17 protein-coding genes and 1 tRNA gene are annotated in these 21,951 nt (G+C 38.9%); 10 read left to right on the top strand and 8 right to left on the bottom strand.

The genetic code is table 11. The features are described 5' to 3' along the window. Positions 1–194 precede the first annotated feature (194 nt). The 4 genes from AQF98_RS12585 to AQF98_RS12570 form a co-directional block, all read right to left on the bottom strand. Entirely contained in the window at positions 195–599 is a 405-nt protein-coding gene (locus tag AQF98_RS12585) for a DUF1801 domain-containing protein (protein ID WP_055132308.1), read from the bottom strand. Between the two features lie 3 nt (positions 600–602). After that, positions 603–893, bottom strand: a complete 291-nt coding sequence (locus AQF98_RS12580; protein ID WP_055132307.1) for an RNA polymerase alpha subunit C-terminal domain-containing protein — start codon at positions 891–893, stop codon at positions 603–605. A 94-nt stretch (positions 894–987) separates the two neighbouring features. Beyond that, entirely contained in the window at positions 988–2,193 is a 1,206-nt protein-coding gene (locus AQF98_RS12575; RefSeq protein ID WP_055132306.1) for an intradiol ring-cleavage dioxygenase, read from the bottom strand. A 71-nt stretch (positions 2,194–2,264) separates the two neighbouring features. Continuing rightward, positions 2,265–3,077 carry a LytTR family DNA-binding domain-containing protein gene (locus AQF98_RS12570; protein WP_161805869.1) on the bottom strand — a complete coding sequence of 271 codons (813 nt, stop codon included), beginning with the start codon at positions 3,075–3,077 and terminating at the stop codon, positions 2,265–2,267. A 275-nt stretch (positions 3,078–3,352) separates the two neighbouring features. Between AQF98_RS12570 and AQF98_RS12565 the strand changes: the two genes are divergently transcribed. The 3 genes from AQF98_RS12565 (at position 3,353) to mtgA (ending at position 8,234) form a co-directional block, all read left to right on the top strand. Beyond that, positions 3,353–6,004: a glycoside hydrolase family 3 N-terminal domain-containing protein gene (locus AQF98_RS12565; RefSeq protein WP_055132304.1), complete on the top strand. Its 2,652-nt coding sequence runs from the start codon at positions 3,353–3,355 to the stop codon at positions 6,002–6,004. A gap of 14 nt (positions 6,005–6,018) precedes the next feature. Next, on the top strand, positions 6,019–7,338 hold the full coding sequence (locus AQF98_RS12560) for an alpha-L-fucosidase (protein WP_055132303.1): 1,320 nt from the start codon (positions 6,019–6,021) through the stop codon (positions 7,336–7,338). Positions 7,339–7,508: 170 nt separating this feature from the next. Next, positions 7,509–8,234: a monofunctional biosynthetic peptidoglycan transglycosylase gene (mtgA, locus tag AQF98_RS12555; RefSeq protein ID WP_055132302.1), complete on the top strand. Its 726-nt coding sequence runs from the start codon at positions 7,509–7,511 to the stop codon at positions 8,232–8,234. A gap of 84 nt (positions 8,235–8,318) precedes the next feature. Here mtgA and AQF98_RS12550 read toward each other — a convergent pair whose 3' ends face one another. Together AQF98_RS12550 and AQF98_RS12545 are read right to left on the bottom strand one after the other, a co-directional pair. Next, complete coding sequence (locus AQF98_RS12550; protein ID WP_055132301.1) at positions 8,319–10,745, bottom strand: AsmA family protein; 2,427 nt, start codon at positions 10,743–10,745, stop codon at positions 8,319–8,321. Between the two features lie 63 nt (positions 10,746–10,808). Continuing rightward, positions 10,809–11,309 (bottom strand): ABC transporter ATPase, encoded by a 501-nt coding sequence (locus AQF98_RS12545; protein WP_235524226.1) that lies wholly within the window; start codon positions 11,307–11,309, stop codon positions 10,809–10,811. Positions 11,310–11,344: 35 nt separating this feature from the next. Here AQF98_RS12545 and AQF98_RS12540 point away from each other — a divergent pair, with 35 nt between their 5' ends. Next, the gene (locus tag AQF98_RS12540; RefSeq protein ID WP_055132300.1) at positions 11,345–11,827 is read left to right on the top strand and encodes a hypothetical protein; all 483 of its coding nucleotides are present in this window, start codon (positions 11,345–11,347) and stop codon (positions 11,825–11,827) included. Positions 11,828–11,899: 72 nt separating this feature from the next. Next, complete coding sequence (locus tag AQF98_RS12535) at positions 11,900–12,691, top strand: DUF3050 domain-containing protein (protein ID WP_055132299.1); 792 nt, start codon at positions 11,900–11,902, stop codon at positions 12,689–12,691. Positions 12,692–12,903: 212 nt separating this feature from the next. On the opposite strand, the gene AQF98_RS12530 is transcribed toward AQF98_RS12535, so the two are convergent. Both AQF98_RS12530 and AQF98_RS12525 read right to left on the bottom strand, forming a co-directional pair. Beyond that, positions 12,904–13,692, bottom strand: coding sequence for a (Fe-S)-binding protein (locus AQF98_RS12530; RefSeq protein WP_055132298.1), 789 nt, complete (start codon positions 13,690–13,692; stop codon positions 12,904–12,906). A gap of 236 nt (positions 13,693–13,928) precedes the next feature. Next, on the bottom strand, positions 13,929–15,224 hold the full coding sequence (locus AQF98_RS12525; RefSeq protein WP_055132297.1) for a (Fe-S)-binding protein: 1,296 nt from the start codon (positions 15,222–15,224) through the stop codon (positions 13,929–13,931). A gap of 239 nt (positions 15,225–15,463) precedes the next feature. Here AQF98_RS12525 and AQF98_RS12520 point away from each other — a divergent pair. The 5 genes from AQF98_RS12520 (at position 15,464) to AQF98_RS12500 (ending at position 21,925) form a co-directional block, all read left to right on the top strand. Further along, positions 15,464–15,536 (top strand) — tRNA-Phe (locus AQF98_RS12520). A 137-nt stretch (positions 15,537–15,673) separates the two neighbouring features. After that, on the top strand, positions 15,674–16,258 hold the full coding sequence (locus AQF98_RS12515) for a hypothetical protein (RefSeq protein WP_200911874.1): 585 nt from the start codon (positions 15,674–15,676) through the stop codon (positions 16,256–16,258). A gap of 161 nt (positions 16,259–16,419) precedes the next feature. Further along, entirely contained in the window at positions 16,420–17,862 is a 1,443-nt protein-coding gene (locus tag AQF98_RS12510; RefSeq protein WP_161805868.1) for a right-handed parallel beta-helix repeat-containing protein, read from the top strand. 121 nt (positions 17,863–17,983) lie between these two features. Then, entirely contained in the window at positions 17,984–20,476 is a 2,493-nt protein-coding gene (locus AQF98_RS12505) for a zinc-dependent metalloprotease (RefSeq protein WP_055132294.1), read from the top strand. Positions 20,477–20,635: 159 nt separating this feature from the next. Further along, entirely contained in the window at positions 20,636–21,925 is a 1,290-nt protein-coding gene (locus AQF98_RS12500; protein ID WP_055132293.1) for an esterase-like activity of phytase family protein, read from the top strand. Positions 21,926–21,951 lie beyond the last annotated feature (26 nt).

Here is a 21,951-nt window from a genome sequence, read left to right as displayed (position 1 = left end):
TCTTGAATTTCAAGAACGGTTTTTTTATGCTTATAGTTTTGTGGTCGAGATTGTAAATCCCGACCAACTTATAAAATCCCAACCAACCAACCTAGATAGATTGTCACCCTGAGCCTGTCGAAGGGTCTATAAACAAAATACATTCTCCAATAAAGATTCTTCGTTGCACTCAGAATTACATCAATGGAAGAAACTTATTTCTCAATCAGATCCAACCACTTTTTGATTACAGACCTTAGGTCATTTTCTTTGGCCTTCACATCATCTAAGTCTTTAAAGGTTACCATTCTCCTTCCATCGGTATATTTGCCTTCCAGTAGCCCAGAACTATCCTCAACTCGAGCACCAGTTGGGAAAACCAGCATAATCCTACCTTTATGCAGATTACACACCAAAAGGTCTCTTTGATAGGTTTTGGGATCAAAAGGTTTCATCTCTCCAGTATAGTAAAAACTCAGACTATTCCATTTAATCTGCTCGCCAATTTCAGGGTCAATGCCCAAAATAAAAGTTCTCAAATAAGCAATCGTATCCTTAATTTGAGGGTCAAGTTGATCAATATGCGCATTAACCTGTTCTTGTGCTGTTGGTTTAGCCATTTTTTATGCTTTAAAATCCAGATTTTGTTGTGCTAAAGCTTCCCTAAGGATCGGGATGGTGCTTGGCCCAACTCCGTGAAACGCTAAAACCTGTTTGGGTGTATATGTTGTAAGTTGGTTTAATGAGGTGATACCAGCATTAACCAATGCCCTTCTTGCAGGAGCACTCAATAAAGATAAAAATCCTGTTTCTGGTCTTTGTTCATTTTCACAAATCGGACAGGAGGGGCAGTCGCTCGATTTATAGAAACGATGTCCCTTTGGGCAGATTTTTAATGTTTTTATCGAAGCCATACAATTTGAGATTTGGTAGCTATACAAACTTACACATTGCAATTTCAATTTTTGGGACGTAAATGAGACAAGATAAAGGGTTATCTATGCAATGTCAATGGTAAACAGGTTCTGGCAGGTCGAAGAATGAACTCTTGGTCTTGTTTAAGAGGTCGGTTAAATGCTTAAAATTTTTCTCTTCTGGTTTAAGGTCTATAAATTTTGCAATAATGGATCGGTGCCTATAAAGGATGATCGTGTTTTCTACCCTTGGATTGATCTTGTTTAAATTGACTTCACTTTCTTTATCTTGCATGGATGGCACAAAGGTTAGGGCCATATATTTTAATCCCAATTCTTTCCCAATCTGCGCTAATTCTTTTTGCCGCTGCTCTTTTTGATAGCCATTTTCATTTCCATATACAAAATAGGCCTTTAGATATTTGCTGCGGGCAGCACTTTCCTGTTCAAAAAAAGTTAACCACTTTTTAATCTCTTCCCAATTCGGTTGATTACCTACAAAATAGACTAAGCCATGGTAACGGCCATATTTACATACCGGACAAGTTCTGGTCCCTTTATCTGGCCCCCAAGTATGAAATGGTGTAAATGAAGGATTATCTTCACCCACCTCAAGCCCAGATTTTTTTGCCGATGTATTGGTTTTTGGATAATTTGGAATGTTCAGACCTAAGATAATATTATGTTCAGCAATCTGAAGGTCTCCAGATAGTAGAATTCTTAAGATCCCACTACCTCCACGGTTCTCAAATGGGGTTTTCTTACGCTTAGGAATTAACAATGGATCGTCATCAAAAACTAGCTCGTCGATATAATATTCATTGAGTTGTGGTTCTTTAATAGCGATGTGGATATGTGCAGGCTCTGATCGGTCTGGATAGGTTGCTGGTCGTATGGTATAGATTGCATATTTACCATCTTTATCAGTCTTCACCCATCCTCTTATATGTCCGTGTTTTAAAGCCTTTTTATCTAGGTTAGGTCTTGGCGAATAATATCCATCGTTGTCTGTTTGCCAATAATAGATAATGGTGTTGGGTGCAGGGGTTTGGCCATCTAATTGGTAGGCTATGCCTGTAACCAATAGTTTCTGTCCTTTTTCTTTCCACCCGGCACTGGTGTCAACGCTGTTGACCTGTTGAGGTAAACCAACGTACAAAAGTTCACAGCCATCGCAAAAACCACCTACCAGTTTAGTGTTGGTTTGTGTTGCAGGTTGTAGGGTTTGCCCATTGCAAGAACTGAAAATAGCTAAGATTGAAATTACCATCAGGTAATAAATAGGTTTGAATATGCTCATATGGATTTGTTTTTGTCCAAAAATCCAAGCTATTCGCTGATGATGCAAACCCAATAGGTTATCCTGTGGAACTATTGGGTCAAGTGGATGAGTTTTTTAAATGCAGGTGCATAGTTTCTGCTTAGCCTTACCATTTCTTCGTTGCTTAAGGTCAAATCGTAATCGCCATTTAAACGCGATTTATAGGAAAGCACTTCGCTGATATTGACTAAGGTTGACTTATGAACCCTGATAAACTGTTGAGGGTCTAATTTTTCGCTGATAGATTTTAGAGTTTCTGTGTGGAGGTAAGTCTTTTGCAGCGTGTGGATGGCAATGTAAGGAGCTGAGGTATCAATAAACAAAATTGCTGCTACCGGAACGGTTACATAATTCCTTCCGGTATTGATCACTATTTTTTGAAGAAACACAGTTGGGAGTGTTGTTGTTTGGTGTTGGCTTTGTCTGTATATGAAAACTAAAGCTGCTAAACCATATACAAAAACATATTTATAAAGGTCTTCGGCTAAGGTATAGCCCAAAGTGTCTTGAATGCGGTAACTATGGTCAAAAAATAAACCCGATAAACCCCAAACTATAATTGGAAATAAGATGATATGCAGTAGGGTAGGCAATGCAACAGCCAAAAAAATAACTACAGCTTTTCTCTTTTGCAATTGATGGAGGTAAATGGCTAGAAACTTAAATTGCAATAGTAAAATTGGGAGAAACAGCAGCCAAAAAGACTTGAACAAAAGCGATTCGGAAAAGTGAAAGTTATACTTGTTGAAATTAGAATGTAGGAAATCTTGAAAAATGGTAAAAACAACTGCAAAGGCTACCAATACCAATAAACCTTTTTTAAGATTGTCTTTATTGAATAGCTGTTGCTTAATGTTAAACATCTCCTTTAAAAGCATAAAATGATTGTACGCTATTCAAAAATATGAAAATCATTAGAATTAAATGGGCTTTGCCATTGGGTTTGATAAAAAGACCATCATTGAATAGACTGGAATCCGTATCATAGCTTTTTGAACTCAGGTATTTAGAGCTGTTGAGACCTAAGGAAGAATTAAATCATTTTAAAAGATTTTAAAGAAGATAATGTATATTTAGCCAACTCAAACCAAATTAACAGGGGTTCAAGCTATTTTCTGTTTATGCCCTCTATTAACCTATGAAACGCATATTTATTCTTTTTTGCTTGTTATATTGTGTAATGCAATCGGTTGCACAAACACTACCTTATAAAAACAAAAACCTTCCAATTGAACAGCGGGTAAGCGACCTCCTTTCTAGAATGACACTTGAAGAAAAGTTCTGGCAGTTATTTATGATTCCGGGCGATCTGGATAATGCGAAGCCAGATCAATATAAAAATGGCATTTTTGGTTTTCAGGTAAGTGCGGGCGCCAAGGGCGATGCTGCGGGGCAATTGCTCAGTTACAATACCAAAGAGAATGCGCAACTGGTAGCCAAAAAAATCAACAGCATCCAAAAATATTTTGTAGAACAGAGTAGGTTAGGCATCCCTATTATAGCCTTTGATGAGGCTTTGCACGGTTTGGTAAGAGATGGTGCAACAGCTTTTCCGCAAGCTATTGGTTTGGCGGCCACTTGGGATACCACGCTGATGCAGCAAGTAGCCACTCAAATTGCCAAAGAAACCAAGCAACGAGGTATTCGTCAGATTTTGTCGCCTGTGGTAAATATAGCTGCCGATGTACGCTGGGGCCGAACAGAAGAAACCTATGGAGAAGATCCCTTTCTTTCGTCGGCCATGGGTGTGGCCTTTATGCGTTCATTTGAGCAGATGGGAGTAATTACTACACCCAAACATTTCATAGCCAATGTTGGCGATGGGGGAAGAGATAGCTATCCCATTCATGCCAATGAGCGTTTATTAGATGAAATCTATTTGCCGCCTTTTAAAGCAGCTATCCAAAAGGCAGGTGCACGTTCTATCATGACGGCCTATAACTCTTTAGATGGCACGGCTGCCTCTGCTAACCATTGGTTGTTAATGGATAAACTGAAAAAGGAATGGGGCTTTAAGGGCTTTGTCATTTCTGATGCCAATGCAGTAGGTGGAGAAGTGGTTTTGCACTACACGGCCAAAGATTATGCGGCAAGTGGAGAACATGCCATCAATAACGGTTTGGATGTGATTTTTCAGACCGATTTTGATCACTATAAATTGTTCATCCCAGCTTTTTTAGAAAATAAAATTGATACAGCACGACTCAATGATGCAGTAAGTAGGGTACTCAGGGCCAAATTTGAACTGGGGCTTTTTGAAAAACCTTACATCAACGAAGATTTTAAGGGTGATGAACTGCGCAAAGAGAGCAAGAAAATGGCACTGGAATCGGCTAAGGCTTCTTTTGTATTGTTGAAGAACGAAAATCAAGCTTTGCCTATTACGGCCAAAGCAAAAACCATTGCTGTTTTTGGAGCCGATGCCAACGAAGCCCGTATGGGTGGTTACAGTGGTCCTGGCACAGCTAAAATTAGCATTTTAGAAGGGATTAAACAGCGAGCTGGCCAACAAGCCAAAGTTGTATATGCCCTTGGAGCCGATCGTACTGCTGTTGATTATGTTGTTGTTTCAAGCAATTACCTCAAAACTACAGATGGAAAGCAAGGCCTAAAAGCGGATTATTTTAGTGACCTCAACATGAAAGGCAAACCAGCCATGAGCAGGGTAGATGCACAGGTTGATTTTCATTGGACCTTATTTTCACCATCGCCAGAATTAGCTTCAGATTTTTATGCCGTACGTTGGACAGGGAACTTAACTGCTCCAGCAACTGGTCGTTTTAAGATCGGTTTGGAAGGCAATGATGGTTATCGATTGTACATTAATGATAAATTGATAGTAAACCGTTGGAACAAACAATCTTATCATAGCGAGCTGACAGAGTATAATTTTGAAAAAGGAAGACAATATGCTGTAAGAGTGGAGTTTTTTGAAGCCAATGGCGATGCAACCATCAAATTGGTTTGGAATGTGAACGTTAAGAGAGATTGGAAAACAAAAATACAAGAAGCCGTTGCTTTGGCAAAAACGGCAGATATGGCCATTGCTGTGGTGGGGATCAACGAAGGCGAATTTAGCGACCGGGCTCTGCTTTCTTTGCCAGGCCATCAAGAAGAACTGATCAAAGCTTTGGCGGCTACTGGTAAACCGGTAAGCGTAATTTTAGTTGGGGGTAGTGCGGTAACAATGAATGCCTGGGCCGATCAGGTGAAGGCCATTGCTTGTGCTTGGTACCCTGGAGAAGAAGGTGGACATGCCGTTGCTTCGGTTCTATTTGGCGATTATAATCCAGCAGGACGTTTGCCCATTACTTTTCCTCAGCACGAAGCGCAATTGCCCTTGGTGTACAACCATAAACCAACTGGTAGGGGAAATGATTACAATAACCTTTCTGGTGTGCCGCTCTTCCCTTTTGGTTACGGGCTCAGTTATACCAGTTTCGACTATAGTAATTTCTCTTTGAGTAAAAATCAGATAGCCAAAACCGATAGCACTACACTTTCCTTTACCTTAAAAAATACTGGAAGCAGAGATGGAGATGAAGTGGTGCAGTTGTATATTCGCGATCTGTTATCTTCTGTAGCCAGACCTGTAATGGAATTGAAGGGCTTTCAACGTGTTCGTTTGAAAGCGGGCGAAAGTAAACAAGTAACTTTTAACATTACACCAGAGCTATTGAGCATGCTAAATAAGGAAATGCAAACCGTGGTAGAACCAGGCGATTTCAGGATCATGGTGGGTGCTTCTTCAAGAGATCTCAGACTGAAAGGAAATCTACAAGTAAAATAAATAACAATAACCTTATGAAAAAATTCATCTTCATGTTATGCTTGGTGCCTTTTGCAAGTTGGGCACAACCCAAAATCAAACCTGCAGATATTGAAAAGAAAATGCAGTGGTTTGCCGATGCCAAATTGGGTATTTTTATCCATTGGGGCATTTATTCTGTTGGGGGTGTAGACGAAAGCTGGAGTTTTTACAACAAGAAGATTAGCTATGCTGATTACATGAAACAGCTGAGTGGTTTTACAGCCAAGAACTACGATCCGCAGGCTTGGGCCGACTTGATTAAGGAAAGTGGCGCTCAATATAGTGTAATTACTACCAAACACCATGATGGAGTTGCCTTATGGGATACCAAAGAAAAACATTATGATGTGGTGAATAATACACCAGCGAAGCGAGACCTGATTAAACCCTTTTTTGATGCTTTGCGGAAAAATGGGATCAAATGCGGGGCTTACTTTTCTATCTTGGATTGGAGCCATCCAGATTATCCAGGGTTCTTAAAAGACAGTGTTCGTTATAAAATTGAAGATGATTATGCTCGTTGGAACCGCTATCGTTCTTTTTTTCAAAATCAGTTGAAAGAGCTATCACAAAATTACAACCCCGATTTATGGTGGTTTGATGGCGATTGGGAGCATAGTGCTGAAGAATGGGAATCGCAAAAGGTAAGACAGATTTTACTGAAAAACAATCCAAAAACTATTATTAATGGTCGTTTACAAGGTTATGGCGATTATGAAACACCAGAACAGAATTTCCCGGTAAGCAAGCCTGCTTTTAACTGGTGGGAACTTTGTATGACCACCAACGACAATTGGGGCTACCATTTAAACGATAACAATTGGAAAACACCTTACGAGGTGATCAGCATTTTTGTTGATGCGATTGCCAATGGAGGAAATTTATTGCTGGATATTGGCCCTAAGGCAGATGGAACCATGCAAGAAGAGCAGGTGCATATTTTAAAAGAATTGGGCAAATGGAATAAAAAGCATGGCGAAGCGGTGTTTAGTACTGTTGCTGGTTTGCCACAGGGACATTTCTACGGACCTTCAACCTTATCGAAAGATTCTACAACGGTGTATTTGTTTTTGCCCAGTAAAGTATCAGGTCAGGTTGCTATTCGTGGCCTACAGAACAAAATAGAAAAGATTACAGTGGTAGGTAATGGAGCTGTTTTAAATCCTAAAATTGTGGGCAAAATTTCGTGGAGCGCCGTGCCGGGTTTGGTGTATATCCCAGTGCCTGCAAATGTACAGGATGAATATGTAACCGTGCTCAAAGTTAAACTAGACGGCCCATTAAAATTGTACCGTGGCCATGGTGGGCTATAGGTCTGGCCGATTTTAAATTTGTAGTTCATAAAGTCGAGATGGCACATCCCGACTAACGGAGGCCTGGCCAATTTTAAATCTGCAGTCATAAAGTCGATAAAGCATTTCTCGACTTTAATAAAAAAGTCAATCGATTAAATACTTTATTCAATTTCTTTACCTTTGTGCTCATGGCAAAAAGAAAAACAAAACCTACCAACCAAACAAAACAGCCTCTATTTAAACGGATTGGCTTCATTGCAGGTAAGGTGTTGTTATGGTTTTTCTTAGTTACGGTAATTTGGGTTTTGGCCTATCGTTTTATCAATCCGCCAGTTACTTTATTAATGATCCAACGAAATTGGGAGCGTAAAGCTGCTGATAAACCTGGCAAAATAGAGAAGAAATGGGTAAAGTTTGAAGACATTTCTGATAACATGAAAAGAGCAGCAGTATCTGCAGAAGATCAACTGTTTTTACAGCATATGGGTTTTGACATTAAGGCCATTGAAAAAGCTTATGCAAGTAACGCCAAAGGAAAAAAAGTAAAGGGAGGAAGTACCATCTCTCAACAAACGGCCAAAAATGTGTTTTTATGGCCAGGAAGATCTTACATTAGAAAAGCATTTGAAGCCTATTTTACCTTGTTGATTGAATTGCTCTGGAGTAAAGAACGCATTCTGGAAGTTTATTTAAACGTAATAGAGATGGGTGATGGCATTTATGGTGCTGAAGCGGCTGCTCAAGCCTATTATCATAAATCTTGTACTAAACTATCCAGAAGTGAAGCAGCATTAATTGCGGCCTGTTTCCCTAATCCCTTACGCTGGACACCTAAAAAACCAACAGGTTATATCAGACACCGTCAGTATTTGATCATGAGGAATATGCAGAGGTTGGGCCCGCTTGACTTCTAGAGTTAAAAGTTTAAAGTGCAAAGTATAAAACCCACAACTTTGAACTTTGAACTTTGAACCTTGAACTTTTAACCTTCAACTTCTTTAATCATGGTCCTTATTCCATCTAATTTTTAATTTTCCGCCTTCTTCTACAGCTTTAAGGTGTAAAACAATACCTTTCATTCTAGCCAATTTCTTTTCTTCTTTATCGGTAATGTTTTCATCCTTCTTAGGATTTCTTAACGGAATATCCATCGCGATATTGGTGCCATTGCTGAGGCCATAAACTCCTTTTACATTAAAGTTTAACACACTAGAATTGACCTGCATCGGACTAATATTGATCTTGTCGCCATTTAACGTCAATGTGCCATCTAATTTTTCAATTACAATATTAGAAAGATTCCGATTTGGGAAAGCAAACTTTCCAACCTTTTCTATCGGCTCGAAGCCAATTAAGGCAGCATCGCTCAAATTAAAAATCACCTGGCCATACATAGACCGCTTTACAATATCTCCCTTTTCTGTAATGCTACCCGAAGCATTGACCTTGGCCGATAAATAACCCTTCAAATTTTGGTTGGTAATAGAATTCTGGCCAAAATTTTCAAAAGCATAAAAGAAATCCTTTACACTTACCCTGCTAACTACAGAATTGATCACAAATTTATTGATGGCTCCAGATTGTTTGATGTTTCCAGTCAGGTTCAAACTTCCACCTGCGTGGTTTACATTAATCTTATTGAAATAAACACCGTTTCCCATTAAAGAAATACTGGCGTTTAGATTGGTAGCTACAAAACGATTGTAAATGGCTTTGTTAACGGTGAGTTGGATATTCATTTTTGAAGCTTCTAATACGGCATTGAGCTGATCAGATACTTCTTTTATGGAGTTTTTGGTTTGCGGTTTTCGTTTTACAGATTTTCTGGGGCCTAAAAAAGACATAAATTCACTTAATGATAACTGGGGGCTATTCAGTTTAAGGTCAACCAAGATCTTTTCAGGGTCGGTATAATAGAAATTTAGAAAATTCTGGATCGAACAATTCATGTTCACGATACTTTTGCCCAGTTGAAACCTGCTATTGGTGATGTTTAAATCCTTTTGGTTAAAATTGAGCGTTAAGGAACTGTTTACCAGTTTCATGTTTCGTGGCACATAGGTGATGTCCGCATTTTTGATTACTACATTTCCAGATAGAATAGGTTTGGTGAATTTGAAATTATCAATATCCGTTTTGCAGTACAGCCTTACATCGGCGGTGCCATTTTTAAAATTAAAGGTTTCTCCGCCAATAGAACTGTTTAATTTTTCTAAAGGAAATTGGGAGGTTACAAAACCTGCGGCCAAGGGCTTAGCCAGATTGGTAATGGCAAAAGTATCAACCTTCAATGGGGCATTGTAATAATCGCCTGTTAAGGCATAAAAACGAATGGCAGAGTTTTCATCGCCTATGGCTTTGCCCACAGTATCCCTATTGGTAAAAGTTCCTGTAAAATTACATTTGGTCAATTGGCCTGATGGAAAGGTAACAGTGTTGTTTTTTACCGTCATACGCACATCAATCAACGGATCGGTGCCGTTTTTATGGCCATCGTCTATAATATGTCCAACAACCCCAATGGGTTCATCAATGGCAAACTTTAACAATTTGGAAGAAATGTTTGGGGCCAATAACATGGAAATATTCTTATACAAAATTTGATCAGCCCTTACGTCAATGGCAAAAGCCGATTCGTTTTTCGCCAGATCTATTTTAGCGCCAATATAAAAATCATCGCCACCAATCTTTAATTTTTCCTGATCGATGGTCACCACCTTCGTTTCATTGTTGTAATGGGCAATTAAAGTACCTTCAAGTGTTTTGTCTTTTAAAAAACTACCTTTTCTGGTATTAAATGCAAAACTTTTAATGGCTGTTTTAAGGTTCAGGTTTCCATTCCATCCTGAATCTGGATAATCAATTTTGCCTTTCAGTTCATCTACCAAGAAATGAAAAAGCTTAAAACGTTTCTGATTATCTACCGTTAGGTTCACATTGTTAAAGTCTACACGCTTGATCTGAAAAGCCTTTTGCTCTTTCTTGTCCTTTACTTTTGTTTCGTTATTAGTCTTGAACATGCTGGTGTTGCTGTAGCCAGTACTGTCGGTATAAACATAAATCGAGGCATTATTAATCCCAATTTTATTGATTTTGATGTCTCCGGCAATCAACGAAAAGATATTTAAAGACACTTCAATATCAGCTGCATTTAAAAGATCGTGTTTGTGTGTTGCCCATAAGCTATCTCTAAGCTGTACTTTTTTTAACGAAACAGAAACACCAGGGAAACCTCTTAATAGCGTTGTTTCCATGCTGTTAACCTCCACTTTTCCATTTACATTCTGGTTAAGCTGTTTTAAGATGGTAGCTAATATTTTTTGATTGTTATGGTTGATATAATAAGCCGCACCAAGCCATACCAAAATGATAAGCGTTACCAAACCGGCTAATACTTTTAGAGAAATTTTGAGCCAACGAGCCATAGATAGATTTTTGATGTTACTAAATATAACAAAAAAAATCCCTTAATGTTTAATAGAGTAGGATTAAGCGTTCAGTTGCTCCGCAAAAATAGAACTGTGCCAGCTATCTGCAATGGCTATTTCCCACTTCTGTTCGTACTCTGCTAAGGTTTGTACCAGGTTGTTAAATACGATCGTTTCTGGAGTAATTTTTTTGATGGTGATCAATGTTTCAAAGTCTTCCTTGCTATTCACGAAAACTTCACCATCTATTTTATAGGCCATGTTAAACCTGTTAAATAGATCTACGCCATAGGTGTTTTCAATGTCTTTGATTACCCTAACTGATGCATCTATGGAGCAACCAGTAGCTGATGCAGCATCTTGATCAACAATTAAAACAATGAAAAAACGGTAGGGCAGTTCAGCTTTGGCATTGAGCTGATGGCCATGAGCTTTCCATTGTGCTGTAAAAGCATTTAATTTGCCTTGTATTTCTTCAGCTTCGCTTAGGGTAAACTGACGACTACTTTGGTAAATCCAAACTTTAGATTGTGGAGAAAAAATCATGATCAAATTTACCATTTTATTTAAATTACGTTCGTTAAATATATTCGCTGATGAAAAAGTTTACATTGAACTTAAAAAAGTGTGTTTTCTTTTCTGCTTTGCTCACCTTCATTGTGTTTTCTGGTTTTGATTTGCCAGAAGATGATACCGTAGTGATACAAAACCTGCTCAATAAGTATCACGATAGCGAAGCCCAAGGCAAAGAACTAAAGCGATTTGAACTGAATGTTACCAACACCGGCTTTTGCAGGTACCGCAAAGTATACAACAATGGGAAAGTGGAGTATTATGCATTCAATCTATCACGTTTTAAAACCCTAGATTATTATGGCAATGCAGAAAGAGGTGAACTTTACCTGCGTACCAAAAATGACGATGTAATTGTTCAAGTACGTAATGACCGTAAAGGAGAGATCGACTCTACCACCACTTATATGGTTATTCCTTTAAAAAATATCGATGTAGAACAATTGAACGCCTTGGCCGAAAGTTTGAGAAATGTCAACAGTTCAACCTTATCGGCAAACAAATAAGCTTTTTATAGCAAAAGGTCTATCTTTGCAGCCTAGTTTAAATCTTAAAAACTAAGGTAAAAAGATCAGCAGATGAGTGCACAATTAGAGCAAATCCAAAAAGCAATAGCGCCTTTAAGAGCGCAAATTATCAATCATAAAGTATATGGGGCAATTAAGGAAATAGAAGACCTTAAAATTTTTATGCAATACCATATTTATGCCGTATGGGATTTCATGTCGTTGCTAAAGTCTTTACAACAAAATTTAACTTGTACAAGTGTGCCCTGGTTCCCTACGGGATCTGCAGATACCAGATATTTAATTAATGAAATTGTTGCTGGCGAGGAATCTGATGTGGATAGTTACGGTGTGCGAAAAAGCCATTTTGAACTTTACTTAGATGCCATGTTACAATGTGGAGCTGATACCACATCAATTGAAAAATTCATTGCTACTTTAAAGGAAACAGGTAATTTCAATACTGCATTTCAGCTTGCAGAGGTGCCAACTGCTGCTCGCGAATTTGTTGATTTTACCTTTCAGGTGATCAACAGTAACAAAAGCCATCTCCAATCGGCCGTTTTTACCTTCGGTAGAGAAGACCTTATTCCAGGAATGTTCATTTCTATTGTAAATGATATCCACCAAAACTTTCCAGAAAGCATTTCTATTTTTAAATATTATTTAGAAAGACACATTGAAGTGGATGGCGATCATCATAGCCATTTGGCCTTAGAAATGACGGCTAAACTTTGTGGAGATGATGAGCAATCTTGGAAAGAAGCCCAAGAACAAACCATCGCCTCTTTGCAACAGCGTATCCAACTTTGGGACGGTGCGTACAACGACATCATGGCTAAGGTAAATGTTGCCGTTGGATAAGATTTTGTAAATCAACGTTTCAGTACACTTGGCTACGATAGCCCTGCTGTCCGTTTTACTACTCCCGATTCATCGGGAGCGTGTTCACTCCCATCAGGTTTAGTTAACCAAGCAATAAGCTTTTGGCAGCTTGTTAAAAAATGAAAAGGCTTTCGAAAAAAACATCTAGACTATGGACTCTAGACTATCGACTCTAGACTATGGACTGAAGACTACAGCCCATTCGCTCTAGCAGTAATCTCTGCAATATCCAAAACTTTAACCTCTAGCTCTTTGTCTTTTAATTTTACACCATCGCTCAACATAGTCATACAGAAAGGACAGCCAGCAGCAATTACCTGTGGTTCGGTAGATAAAGCTTCTTCAATACGTTCAATGTTCACGTCTTTATTGCCTTTTTCTGGTTCTTTAAACATTTGGGCACCACCAGCGCCACAGCAAAGGCCATTGCTTTTGCAACGTTTCATTTCTACCAGTTGGGCATCTAATACTTCTAAAGCTTTACGAGGAGCTTCATAAACGCCATTGCCACGGCCAAGGTAACAAGGATCGTGGAAAGTGATTTTGCGCCCCTTGAAACTTTCGCCACCTTCGGCCTTTAATTTGCCTTCGTTAATTAGGTCTTGGATCAATTGCGTATGGTGGATGACCTCATAAGTGCCACCCAAACCAGGATATTCATTTTTAATGGTATTGAAGCAATGCGGACAACCTGTTACAATTTTTTTAACATTGTATCCATTTAATACCTCAATATTGGTCATAGCCTGCATCTGGAACAAAAACTCATTTCCTGCCCTTTTTGCCGGATCTCCGGTACAGCTTTCTTCGGTACCCAACACGGCATATTTAATTCCTACATGATGCAAGATCTTGCAGATATCTCTTGTAATCTTTTGTGCTCTTTCATCATAGCTTCCAGCACAACCTACCCAGAATAATATTTCAGGCTCTTCGCCCATGGCCAATAATTCGGCCATTGTTGGTACTTTGAATTCCATATTTATAGTATCAAGTATTTAGTGTCAAGTATCAAAACTTGCATGCTAATTATTAATCTTTTTTTTAGTATCAAGTATTTAGTATCAAGGCCTGTTGCTAAATATTCATTTTTTCTCTTTTTTAGTATCAAGTATTTAGTATCAAGTATCAAGACCTGTTGCTAAATATTCATCCTCTCTATTTCTTATACTTTGCTCCTTTATCCAATTGAAAACTGCCAACTGTTAACTGCAAACTATCCTTCCTGCGCCCAATTTAATCTATCGGCCGGAGAATATTTCCAAGGTGCTCCGTTGTTTTCTACATTACCCAACATGGCATTGATGCTGGCAGGGGCAACCGATTCTTCCATTACGGCAAATCTACGCAGTTCTACAATAATGGCCAATGGATCAATGTTAATTGGGCAAGCTTCTGTACAGGCATTACAGCTGGTACAGGCCCAAATCTCTTCACGCGTAATGTAATCGTCTAATAAAGATTTTCCATCTTGGTGATCTGCTCCGTGTTTGTCTATATTTTTGCCTACTTCCTCTAAACGGTCACGGGTATCCATCATAATTTTGCGTGGCGACAATAATTTGCCCGTCATGTTGGCCGGACAAGACGAAGTACAACGGCCACATTCTGTACACGTATAGGCGTTCATCAAATTGATCCAACTCAGGTCGTTTACATCTTTAGCACCAAATTTACCCGGAGCAGTTTCTGCCGGAACAAAAGAAGGATCGAGCATGGCTTTTACCTCATTGGTTACACTTGCCATATTGGTAAACTCGCCTTTTGGCTCCAAATTAGAGAAATAGGTATTTGGAAAAGCAAACATGATATGGAAATGCTTAGAATAAGGCAAGTAATTTAAGAAGGCAAAAATTCCAACAATGTGGAACCACCAGCAAAATCTTTCAATCATGATCAAGCTGCTAGCTGCACTTGGCAATAAACCCTGTAGGTAAACACTTACTGGAAAAGCACCTGCACTAATGTAATGGCCCTCGTTTAGGGCCTGTAATTTGCCATCGGCTGCGTTCATCAATAAAAATGCCGACATTAATAATATTTCGGTAATGAGGATGTAATTGGCATCAGATTTTGGCCAGCTTTTCATCTCTACTCCGCTAAAGCGTTTCAGTTTTAAAATATTTCTTCTGATTAGAAAAATAGCACAGGCCAACCAAACGCCAAGTGCCAACAGCTCAAAAGAGCCAATCAGAAAATTATAAAGACCACCTAAACCGGCAAAAACACGGTGTGTGCCAAAAATACCATCAATCATGATCTCTAACACCTCTAAGTTGATGATCACAAAACCTAAATAAACCACTAGGTGCAATAAGAAGGGGATGGGTCTAACCGCCATTTTGGTTTGCCCAAAAGCAACTTTGAGCATGGTCATCAGTCTTTTTCCAGGTTGATCGTTGCGGTTTGCAGCTTTGCCTATTTTAATATTTCGAATTACTTTTCGAGCATTATAAGCAAATAGTGCAACGCCTGTTAGGGTTAAAATAATAAAGATAATTTGTGAGGCCATAATCTATATTGTGATACTTGGTATGGCTAAGTTAAAAGTTTTAATCCTAAAATAGATTACTATGCATGCATAAAATTAAAAATTTAGAATCGATATGAATAATGTTGATTTTTTTAAGCTTCTAAATCGTTGATTTATAGCATGTATATGGTTTTGTTTATGTTTTTAGAAAAGAAATATTAAAAAATGTTTTAGCTTTCAAAAAAAGACACTACATTTGCAATCCCAAACGGGAAGTAGGTACGGTAGCTCAGTCGGTAGAGCAATGGACTGAAAATCCATGTGTCGCCGGTTCGATCCCGGCCCATACCACTTGAAAAGCTTCAGAGAAATCTGGAGCTTTTTTGATTCTAGCTTTTTTTATTGCTAAAGCTTTTGAATAACTTAGGCCAACCATAAACTCAATAGAAAGCCTCATGCTCCAAAATCGTGTCAATCCTTTTGGCCATATGATAACTACCAAAGCCCGTGGCAAATGGTTAGGCAACCGTGGACAATTACATGGCACAGGTAAAACTATTTTACGACCATTTAAACACAAAGCTTGGATCATTTGCCTGTTGGCATTTAAAGGAAGGCAGAGAAAAATAATGGCGCCAAATTTATGGACAGAATTATTCTTTTTAGATGAAGCTACGGCTTTGGCAGCCGGACACAGGCCCTGTTTTGAATGCAGGCGTGAAGCCGCACTTCTTTTTAAAAAAGCTTGGCTGATGGGTAATCCTGACTTTGGATTTGATCATCGAACACTTATCGGAAAAATAGATGAAGTAATGCACCAAGAACGGATTGCTAAAAATGAACAAAAAGTCACATTTGAAGCTATTTTGAAAGATTTACCAGATGGTGTTTTTATTGAGATGGATGGGCAGGCTTATCTTTTTGTCAATGAAATGATTTATCCATGGGCACCTGAAGGATATGCAGCAGGCCAACACATATCACTATCAAAAAAAGTTAGCGTATTAACACCTAAGTCAATTGTAAATGCCATAAAGAGTGGTTATGAGCCACAAGTGCAGCTGCTAGTTTAGCTTAATCAATAGCGTAATGGATTTTCAGTCAATGTGTTATTGGGTTGATATAGGCCTATACCATTTGAAAAGCTTTAGCGCAATCTGGCACTTTTTTGATTTTAGCCATCTCTTTCTATCTTTAAATCTCTTTAATTATGAAAAACAATTGCGCCCTTAAAATGATAAGATTAGTACGTTATGGTTTGCTATTGATGGTTGCCCACCTGAGCATGTCTATATCTTTGCTGGCAAATGGAGTGGTTAAACCAGTCCAATATTTTATAGACAACGTAAATGGGAATGACAATTATTTGGGTAAAAGCTCAAAACAGGCTTGGAAAACTTTAGCCAAGGTAAATGCTCAGGTGTTTCAGCCTGGAGATCAGGTATTATTTAAAAGAGGTGGAAAGTGGAAAGGGCAACTTGTACCTAAGGGTTCGGGTACAAAAACACAAGCCATTGTGTTTAGCGCTTATGGCAAAGGGGCATTGCCTCAAATTGCTGCCGAAGGGAAGTTTAGAGACGTGGTACTTCTTCATAACCTGAGTAACATTTCCGTCAAATATTTAGACCTCTCTAACCATGATCCAGAGGTAAAAGAACAAAAAACAGGACCAACTGGCGTACGAATCTTGGCTGAAGATATCGGAACGATTTCAAATATCCAGCTTTCTAATTTGTATATACACGATATCAATGGAGACAATAAAAAAGGCAGTAAAGAAGGACATGGTATTTTCTGGGACTGCCAAGGGCCAAAACCCAGCCGTATCGAGAACCTGTTGATCGAACATTGTAGATTAGAAAGAGTAGACCGGAACGGGATAAGGGGCAATGGTACTTTTGGCTTTCGCGACAATTGGTTTCCCAATAAAAACTTGATCATTAGAAACTGCAAGCTTGAAGATATTGGCGGAGATGGAATAGTGATAAAGGCTTTTGATGGAGCTTTAGTAGAGCACAATCAACTCTTCCATGTCAGAACAAGAGCCAAAGATAATGCGGTTGGCATATGGCCACACAGTAGTGACAATACCGTTATTCAATATAATGAAGTGGCCTATACTAAAAACCAAGACTGGTCTAACGATGGACAATCATTTGATATTGATGGGAACTGTAACCACACCATTATCCAAAATAATTATAGTCATGACAATGAAGGTGGTTTTATGCTGGTGATTTCTGATGCCATTAATGCAAAAAGTAGAATGACTACGAATAGCATCATTAGAAATAATTTGAGTATCAACGATGGGAATAAACGCAAACGCTTATTCAATTTTGCCTTGGTAACAGATAGTACATTGGTTTCGGGAAATGTTTTTTTAAATAGCACCAAAGACTCAGTAAAAATGGAGCTGGTTGATATTGAACATGGGGTGCCTAAACATGTTGTTTTTGAAAATAATATCATCCAATATCAACATGGTGCAACAGCGGTATTGAGTAAAAGCCCAACACAATATGCAGCGGTTACATGGAAGGGAAATTCTTTTAAAGGAAACATTGTTGGAAAAGAAAAGCTATTGAATGTAAATGATCGCTCTTCAGTTAAACCCATCGACCTCAAAAAATACCCGTTTTCTTTGCTAGAAGGGTTAAAATTGAAAATATACTAATAGATTAGACAGTTTTCCTTTGTAAAGGATTAGTTGTAGAAGGCAATAAATGCGAATAAAATTAAGAGATATTGATATATTTATTTAATCAACAAATCAATCATCTCAAACATTTTATGTAATGAAACTATCCACCAAATTAGTGATAGGGTTATTGGCCTTGGGGCAATTATCCTACGCACAAAATCCATCATCCGTCCCTCCAAATCGAACGGAGGTTAAACCAACCGCTACCATTACCTCAGCTACGCAGGGATTAAAAAAGTTTGAAGGCTATTTTAATTTCTATTATGATGAGAAAACAGGCAAAATCTTGTTAGAGGTTGATAAACTGGGTCAGGATTTTTTATACTTCAGTTCTTTATCCACTGGTGTGGGCAATGGAGGACCTGAACGCGGACAGGCTTCTTCAGCTATGCTCAAGTTTGTAAAAGAAGGCACTAAGATTCTTTTGATCCAACCTGTAATGAATTATAGAGCCGATTCTAAAAACAAAGACGAAATTAATGCAGTAGAAAGCAACTTTGCAAAATCAGTAGTTTTTGGGTTTGTTCCGGTGGCTGCAGAAAATGATAAATACTTGATCGATCTTACCTCATTTATTGTTCGCGATAGTCAGGGAATTGGCTCCAGATTGGGTTCAACTGGTTCGAGAAATGCAGGTGCAGCAGGTGGAGGTTATCGCTTAGACGAAACACGTTCTGTAGTGTACCTACCTAATACCAAAAACTTTCCCTTAAATACCGAGTTTGAGGCAATGATCACTTTTGTAGGAAGTGGTGGTGGAGGTATTGCCCCAGACCCGTCGGCAGTTACGGTAAACATGCACCAATCTTTTATTGCTTTGCCAGAAGAAGGTTTTCAAATGCGCAAATTCGACCCACGCTCTGCATCAGGTCAATTCAGTTATATGGATTTTTCTGCGCCGATGTCAGAATCGATCACGAAAAGAACAATCAGAAGACATCGTTTGATCAAAAAAGATCCAAACTCGGCCATGAGTGAGCCAATCAAACCTATTGTTTATTACTTATCTCGTGGGGTACCAGAACCCATCAAAAAAGCTTTGCTAGATGGTGGCGCTTGGTGGAATGCTGCATTCGAGGCAGCTGGTTTTAAAAATGCTTTCCAAGTAAAAGAACTTCCAGAAGGAGCAGACCCGATGGATATTCGCTACAATATTGTGAATTGGATTACCAGATCAGGCAATCCGGCACGTGCCTTTTCTTTTGGAGCCTCATACATCGATCCACGAACTGGCGAAATTATCAAAGGGGTAGTAACTTTAGGTTCAGATCGTCACAGACAAGATTACTTGATCACTATTGGCTTGCTGCAACCTTATATTGATGGAAAGAAATTGCCAAAAGAAATAGAAGAGTTGGCCTTGAAAAGAATTAGACAACTCTCGGCCCACGAAATTGGCCATACCTTAGGTTTCAATCACAACTTTGCTGCAAGTCCAAAAGACCGTGCTTCGGTAATGGATTACCCTTTCCCGAAATTTTCAATGAAAGCAGATGGTACCATAGATATTTCTGATTCTTATACGGAAGAAATTGGCAGTTGGGATAAACGTTCTGTGATTTGGGCCTATAGTGAATTTAAAAAAGGAGCCGATGAAAATGCAGAGTTGGACAAGATTATGAACGAGACTCTTAAACAAGGGTTTGAATATATTCCAGATATTGGGGGTAATGTACATCCAAACTCGAACCAGTGGGAGGTAGGCAAAGACCCAATTGCACAGATGGCCAATATCATGAAGGTGCGCAGAAAAGTATTGGACGAATTTTCAGAGAAAGCAATTCCGCAAGGTGCGCCAATGGCAACTTTAGAAGAAGTATTGGTGCCCATTTACCTATTGCACCGTTACCAGATAGAGGCAGTAGCCAAATTTGTTGGTGGATTGTACTTTACGCATGCGGTAAAAAATGACGGACAAGTGCCAACCAAAATGGTAGATCCAGCCACACAATGGAGTGCTTTTGAATCGTTAATGGGAACCATTACACCCGAAGCATTGGCATTGCCTGATGGGTTGATCTCAAAAATTCCACCACGTCCTTCGGGTTACCCATCATCCATAGAAACCTTTAGTGGCAATACTGGCCCTACTTTCGACCCCATTGCAGCAGCAGAATCGGCAGTGAGTACAACTTTATCTTATTTGTTAGATGCAGAGCGTGCAGCACGCTTGATTGAGTATAAAGCGAGAGACAGTCGCCAGCCTGGCTTTATGGCTGTAGTAGATAAATTATTAGAAAAAACGTGGAAAGCACCCTTGCCAGAAGGCTACAAAGGCGAATTGCAAATCATGGTAAACAACGAGGTGATGAGGTATCTTTTACAATTGGCAGCAAGTAGTAATGCTTCTAAAATTGTAAGAGGGCAAGCTTTATTGAAACTAGAAGAGTTAAAAGGTTTTATCACTGCAAAACTACCTGGTGCCGAACCAAATTTAAAGGCCAACATGTTGTTTGCATTGGTACAAATGGATGCATTTAAGGCAGATCCTGGTAAGTTTCAGGCACCTCCATCAATTGCAGTTCCGCCAGGTGCACCAATTGGCATGCCGAATATGGATTTTCTGAATGATGGGCAGCTACACTGAGGAGTTTTTTGAACATTAACCTAGTTGGTTTCAGATCACAAAGAAGGAATGTCATTTGGCGTTCCTTCTTTGTTTAGGGGCTATGTTATTGTTGTTTTTGTGTTAACGATAGATTTACACTAGTGGTTTATTCTTGTAAGATAATCTCATTCAAATCATATGAAAAGAAAATTACTTACCGGAGTTTCAATCGCTGCCTTGATGTTTGCAGCTTGTAAAAAGAACCCTGTAGAAACTTTGCCTATTGTTTATCCTGCAATGGCAGAAGTTGTTGATCCACCCGTTTTATTTACCACTACAAGTGGGGTAAAAGTATACAATGGTGGTTTTGGCTCAGGCATAGCTGTTGATGCTAATGATCCTAACGTATTTTATATGTTAACAGATCGTGGTTCTAATGTGGCTGGGCAGATTGCCAACTCGATCATTATTGGTAAACCAGATTTCGATCCACAAATTGGAAAGTTTAGGTTAAAAGATGGAAAATTGGTTCTAGAGCAGGTTATCGAACTGAAAAACCAGGCCGGAGCAAAACTGAATGGCCTGCCAAATCCTATTGGGATGGGTGCCTCTGGGGAGACTGCTTATGACCTTAATGGAAGTTTGATTGCACCAAGTGCTGATGGGATAGACTCTGAAGGTTTGGTAAGAGCTGCCGATGGTTCATTTTGGGTAAGTGATGAATATGGACCACATATCGTTCATTTTGATGCAAACGGAAAAACAATTGAACGCATTAATCCTTTTGGAACCGGAACTGGTGGGCGTAAAATACCAGCTGTATTTGCCAATCGCAGGGCTAACCGTGGTATGGAGGGCTTAGCCATTACACCAGATGGGAAAACCTTGGTGGGCATTATGCAATCGCCCATGTACAACCCTTCAAAAACTTTGGTGGCCAATTCAACAGTACTAAGGATTTTAACTTTTGATATTGCTTCGGGCGCTACTAAACAATATGTGTATCTAATGGATAACATTACATTAACTGGAGTAAGTGATATTGTTGCTGTAAATAGTACTACGTTTTTAACCATTGAACGCGATGGACTTTATGGAGGTGCGCCTACTAACCCTGCAGCTTTTAAAAAGGTATTTAAAATTGATCTGAGCAATGCCACAGATATTTCTGATGCAGCAAATGGAGCGACAGGTAAGCTATATGGTGATAAGACTGTTGAAGAACTCAATAACTTAACAGGTTTGCAGGGAGCAGGAATTACTCCAGTAACTAAAACTTTGGTGTTGGATTTATTAAAAGATCTGCCAACAATGTACCCACATGATAAAGCAGAAGGTTTAGCCTTATTGCCAGGAAATATCTTAGTCATTTCTAACGATGATGATTTTGGTGTGGTTGATAATGGCAATAGTGGCTTTATGACCAAAACACTTCCATTTACAAACAAGGTTGATGGAAATAAGTTATACTTCGTAAAGCTCAAATAGTAAATACTTATTCAATTACTAATAGT

It is taken from the genome of Pedobacter sp. Hv1, assembly GCF_001412215.1.
In the GTDB taxonomy this organism is placed as follows: Bacteria; Bacteroidota; Bacteroidia; order Sphingobacteriales; family Sphingobacteriaceae; genus Pedobacter.
Note: the sequence above shows the minus strand (reverse complement) of the source record. Positions and strands in the feature narration are given on the sequence as shown.